Source organism: Spiroplasma sp. hyd1 (assembly GCF_016082235.1).
GTDB lineage: Bacteria > Bacillota_I > Bacilli_A > Mycoplasmatales > Mycoplasmataceae > Spiroplasma > Spiroplasma poulsonii.
In genome coordinates, this window is the sequence record NZ_JXYY01000056.1 from 1,335 (window position 1) to 7,286 (window position 5,952).

Consider the following 5,952-nt stretch of genomic DNA (forward strand, 5'->3'; position numbering starts at 1 on the left):
TTATTTAGGGGNCATTCCTAATCTTTTCATTGGAGTTGGANCATTAGGATGGATTTTTGTCNATGAGTAAAAAATTAAATATTTATGAAAAATGACATTAACTATCAATAATGTCATTTTTTTTATTTAAGATGGTTATCAAGGTTCTAATTATATTAATGGTTGATAATAACTTGATTTGAATAATTATANTCCTTGTCNTTTTTTTGTATAATCACTTCATATCCGATGAAAAAACTCATGGNAGGAAAAAACAAAAAATNAAAAAATTATTAGTAATGCTAGGGGTTTTTAATTTTAGTGTTGTTAGTCCGGGTTTGATTATTAGTTGTGTTGCAAAACCAAATACTGATCAAGAAGAAAATAATGGTATTGATTATCAAGGTGATTTAAAAATTTTAAATGAAATTACCAAAAAAGTTAGCGCTGCGTTTCAAAAATATGCGATGGAAAAAGCATTAGTTGATATTAACGATTATCCAACTAATGGTCTTGAAAAATTATTTACAATGGTCAGTAAGAAACAATCACAGCGANAATTGAATTTAAATGATGAAAATGTTGGTTCAGGGTTAAACGCATTAATAAATGGTTTTCTGACTATTTTTGATAATGTTAATCGTGAAATTGCTGACCAATATTCAAATTATTATATTAATACATTACCGTTAAGTGCTGATGTAAAAGGTTATCAGTTTATGTTAAACCACATTGACACTGAACAGTTAAGATCATTAGCAAATGTTGATGTTAACAATTTGCAAGGAGTTCGGTTGNATTTTAAATTAGAAGTTAAAATCCAATTTAAAACATTAGAAACACGTGTTCCATTTTTANTACAATATACAGTTACAAATGATAAAGTAAAAATGGAAGAAATTTTGACGGCTGTGACAGGAACCGTNTCAAAAGCAATTGTAAAATTTTTTAATTCAATGGCAGAAAATATTATTGTGGATGAAAATCCAGCTTTTCGGAGTATTTATGAAAATTTTGATTTAAATTATGCCTTTGATCACAGCATGTTAGATGTAATTGTCCAAAAAGAATTAGATGCAGCATTACANNTGCTGACAATGAACTTGGTGAAATTCGAAATAGTATTACTTATGCTAAGGATGAACAAATTTTGGTTTTATTAAATTCAANTATTAATCCAGATACAAATGGTGTTACCCCCGTTATTCCTGATGATGAAACATATACGTGGGTTAATACTGGTTATGCTCCTGATAAATTAACACCAGAAAACTTTTTAGAATATTATGGCNAAAAATTNANTATTTTAACAAGNACATCTNNNNCAAAATTNCANTTNGGNCAGTTTAGAATTAACTTGGCAAAAATTTTAGTNGCTGGNATCCCATTGTCGGGTGTTATTTTAAATGAGGGTAANCCNTTTTATTTAAGTGTNGGGATTACGCGTGATGGAATGATTGAAAAAATTAAAAATTTTGGTCGAATTATTAGTNCNTTTTATNAATATTANAAAATTACTTGNGATATTAANGTTTGAAAAGAAGGTGNNTTGTTTTTAGATGTTGATTATTGAAATGGTNTAGAAAAACANGTNAAAANTGANNGTTTNTCACANCGTAAAATTTGAANAANGCTGTTAAATAAATTTAAAACTGATCCACAAAATCAAANTTTACCAGATATTGATAANTTTTGAGTNACAACAGAANTTGTTGATTTGGTNCCTGTAATCGGAAGCGATCGGTCATTAAGTATTTATGCAAATAGAAATTATAGTTTGCGTTTTAATTTTGGAGTTAATGCAACAACTAATAATATTTATTATACGCCATGACCTGTAAATATCTANGGAATTGNTTTTAAACCATCAGATTATGTTTATCCAAAAACAAGATAACATGATATTAAAATGAAAGAACTTTATTGGTTCTTTCATTTTTTAATTAATGGTTAAAAAGTAAATTAAAATAAAGTTGCTTTTTCTTAACTTATTGTTATAATTAANTAGGCATTTATTCTACTTAGTAGAATATGCTTAAATGTGGTAGTAATGTTAANATTACGTTTGGACCACAGCGAGAATTCAAAAGGAGGAAATTGCTCGTGGCAAGGATTACTAGAATTGCAAAATTANAATTTCAGGCTGGGCAAGCAAAACCGGGGCCAGAGTTAGCTTCATTAGGAATTAACATGCCNCAGTTTTGTACTCAGTTCAACGATGCAACAAAAGACCGTATNGGTGATGTTGTACCAGTCGTGATTACAGCATTTGATGATAAATCATTTAAATTTGAATTAAAAACTACTCCGGCAGCGATCTTATTAAAGAAAGCTGCTAAAATCCAAAAAGGATCGGCAAAAGCAAAGGATGAAANAGTTGCAACTATTTCAGCAGACGAAGTTCGTAAAATCGCTGAATATAAGTTGGTTGACTTAAATGCAAACGATGTTGAAGCAGCAATGCATATTATTGAAGGAACTGCTCGTAATATGGGAATTGTTGTTGACGGTATGCCAAGTAAGAAGGAGAAAAACTAACAATGGCAAAATTTGGAAAAAAATATAATCAAGCTGTTGAATTAGTAGAAAAAAACAAAGTTTATCCAATTACTGAAGCAATTGAATTGGCAAAGAAAACAGCAACAACAAAATTTGATTCAACAGTTGAAGTTGCTTTTAATTTAAATGTTGATCCTCGTCATGCTGACNAACAAATTAGGGNAGCAGTTGTTTTACCAAAAGGAACTGGAAAAACACAACGAATTTTAGTCTTAACAAATANTAAGGAAGCTGATGCAAAAGCAGCTGGGGCAAATTTTGTTGGGGGAAAAGATTTAATTGAAAAAATTCAAAAAGAAAATTGATTTGATTATGATGTAATTATTGNGACACCAGATATTATGGCTGAATTAGGGAAAATTGGGAAATTATTAGGACCAAAAGGTCTAATGCCAAACCCTAAAACAGGAACTGTTACACCAGATGTTACAAAAGCGATTGATGATGTTAAAAAAGGAAAAGTTGAATATCGTGTTGATAAAAATGNAAACATTCATTCAATTATTGGAAAAGCATCATTCAAAGCAGAAGATTTAAAAGCTAATTATGATGTAATTTATGAGACAATTCGGAAAGCAAAACCAGCTGCTGTTAAAGGAGCATATATTAAGAATATTGCTGTTACAACAACAATGGGGCCAGGAATTAAAGTCTTAATTGAATTATAAGATTTAAGAAACTAACGAGANTTAGTTTNTTAATTTGTCAAAATTTACCACNTATTATTGTATAATATTAGTAGTACAAAAGTACATTAGACTTCTTGCGATACCCTTTTTTATTAAAATATTATTATAAAATATAATTTATGAGGACATAAAAATATGAACAATAATAAATTTAATACTCTTAATGATAGAGAATGGTTAAGATTAACAGGAATAAAAAAATCCACTTTTAATAAAATGTTAGATATTTTAAAAGTTGCTGAAATAGAAAAATTTAAAAAAGGTGGTAAAACTAATAAATTATCATTAGAAAATAGATTATTGATGACTTTATTATATTGACGAGAATATCAGACTTATTTTCATCTTGGTAAAAGTTTTGATATTAGTGAGGCTAATTGTTATCGTAATATTAAGTGAATTGAAGATATTTTAATTAAAAACTCTGATTTTCAACAACTTGCTGGTAAAAAAGCACTAATAAATGATTATTTTAATGATAAAACTATTATTATTGATGCTACCGAAACTCCAATCCAACGCCCAAAAAAAGACAAAAACAATCTTATTCTGGTAAAAAGAAAAAACACACGATCAAAACACAAGTAATTATCGAACAAGAAACCAAAAAAATTATTGCAACAAGTTTTTCGCTCGGAAAAAAACATGATTATGCTTTATTTAAAGAATCAAAAATCCCAATTTTAAAAAATACCAAATTAATAGTTGATAGTGGTTATCAAGGAATACAAAAAAATCACAATAATGTTCTAATACCTACAAAGAAAACAAAGAAAAACCCTTTAAACAAAGAACAAAAGCAATATAATAGACTAGTTTCAAAAATGAGAATTATTATTGAAAATATTTTTGCTATTCTTAAAAAATTTAAAATTATTACAGAAAAATATCGTAATCGAAGAAAAAGATTTGGTTTAAGATTTAATTTAATTGCCTCAATTTATAATTTACAATTATTATATTTAACATAAAATATTTATTTAAAATTAAATAATTTAAATAATAAATTAATTTTTCGTTGTGGAAAAATATTAAATTTTTAAATAAAAAACATAATTAATTAAAATTATATTTTTCTATTAGTATCTTTTTTACAAATATTTTCAATTTTTTAACAAGTAATGCAAGAAGTCTATTATTAGAAAAAATGAGAGGAGACGNAAGTTAATGCATTTATATTTACAAGCGGATGTTGGGCAAGCGGTTGTTGATACTTTAAAAGCATGGGGCTTTTGAAGTGCAATTATTGCGACGATGTTTGTGATTTTTTTGGGTTGATTTTTAACAAAACGGGGAACCTTTAAAAAAGACTGAGAAGCAGTTTTAATTAAAATTGTAATGGTAGTTGGTTTACCATGTTTAGCATTTGATGGGTTTATGGCTGATACAACTGTTGAACAAGTTAAAACACAAGCAGCCATTTTATTAGTGGGATTTTTATTTTATATTATTTTAGGAATTGTTGCAAAATATTTTTACATTAAATATGATCAAGATGTTCGAGATACTTTAGCAATGTGTACTGTTTTTGCCTCAACTACTTTCTTCGGAATTCCAGTTGTGACTGCTTTATTCGGAGCAGGGAAAGCAGCTTTACCAGCTAATATCTTTAATATTCCTTATCGAGTATTCTTATATTCATTAGGGTTTATTGTAATGAGTAAACCAGTGGCAGGTCAGTTAGCACCAGTTGGGCAAACAACAGTTGAAACAGTTGTTGATGTCAAAATGGATCCAGCTGGTTATGCCCAAGTAAAAGCTGAAATGCGAGCTAAAAAAATGGCAACNGTTAAAGCAAACTTAAAACAAATTTTTGTTAATCCAATTTTAATTGCAACAATTATTGGATTTATCTTTTGAGTAACACAGTTAATTCCAGGAATTGCAGTTGTTCCTGATCAAAATGCGATTGGTAGTGGTAAATTCTTTTCACCATTACGATTAGATAATTCTTTTCCACCATTATTTAAAATAACAAAAACATTAGAAGGAGTCTGTACACCATTAGCTTGATTAGCAATTGGGATGACATTGGCGAAAGGAAAAATTCGCGAAGCAATGCAAGATAAAAAAGTATGGTATGGAATGATGATGAAAGTTATTTTAGCACCAGTGGTTGGGTTAGTGTTGGCAGTTATTTTTGCCGTAATTGGAAAACAAACTGGCGCATGAAAATTAGATTCAATCGGATTAGCGGTAATTGTTATTATGTTAGCAGCACCACCAGCTTCGGTAATTGTTGCATATTCAATTGGCTATAATAAACAACCAATGTTAACAAGTAACTTAACATTAGTTTCAACGTTATTTTCAATTATTTCGTTACCATTNTGAGTAATTATTACAACAGCAATTGGAGCAACTTCATTATTTACATATTAGGAAAAATAACAATTAATACAAATTAGGAGAAAATATTAATGAGTACAAAAATTAAAATGGTTTGTTATGGGGTTCGTAAAACTGAACGTCCATTTTTTGAACAGTTAAATGAAAAATATGGTTATGAGTTAACTTTAATCGAAGAATATTTAACAAAAGATAATATTGCAACANCGAAAGGCCATGATGCTGTCATGGTGCGAGCTAATTGTGATTGTTATGAGGAAAACTTATTAAAGATGAAAGAATATGGTGTTAAATATTTATTGACAAGAACAGTTGGGTATAATCACATTGATTTAGCAAAAGCGCATGAATTAGGATTTAAGATGGCTTATGTTCC

The 5,952-nt window shown here is 28.5% G+C and carries 4 protein-coding genes and 1 pseudogene; all 5 read left to right on the forward strand.

Features of this window, described 5'->3' with window-relative positions:
• Positions 1–2,082: 2,082 nt before the first annotated feature.
• Positions 2,083–2,517: a 50S ribosomal protein L11 gene (gene rplK, locus TS70_RS05465; RefSeq protein ID WP_198049646.1), complete on the forward strand. Its 435-nt coding sequence runs from the start codon at positions 2,083–2,085 to the stop codon at positions 2,515–2,517.
• Between the two features lie 2 nt (positions 2,518–2,519).
• Positions 2,520–3,206, forward strand: coding sequence for a 50S ribosomal protein L1 (rplA, locus tag TS70_RS05470; RefSeq protein WP_198049647.1), 687 nt, complete (start codon positions 2,520–2,522; stop codon positions 3,204–3,206).
• A 156-nt stretch (positions 3,207–3,362) separates the two neighbouring features.
• Positions 3,363–4,198, forward strand: a protein-coding gene (locus TS70_RS05475) for an IS5 family transposase (protein WP_105628856.1) whose coding sequence is annotated in 2 segments (ribosomal slippage) — positions 3,363–3,759 and positions 3,759–4,198 — 837 coding nt in all. Because the reading frame shifts where the segments join, the coding sequence is not laid out codon by codon here.
• A 367-nt stretch (positions 4,199–4,565) separates the two neighbouring features.
• Positions 4,566–5,609 carry an AEC family transporter gene (locus tag TS70_RS08685; RefSeq protein ID WP_443028838.1) on the forward strand — a complete coding sequence of 348 codons (1,044 nt, stop codon included), beginning with the start codon at positions 4,566–4,568 and terminating at the stop codon, positions 5,607–5,609.
• 56 nt (positions 5,610–5,665) lie between these two features.
• Positions 5,666–5,952: pseudogene (locus tag TS70_RS05485) on the forward strand (lactate dehydrogenase); the annotation flags it as partial.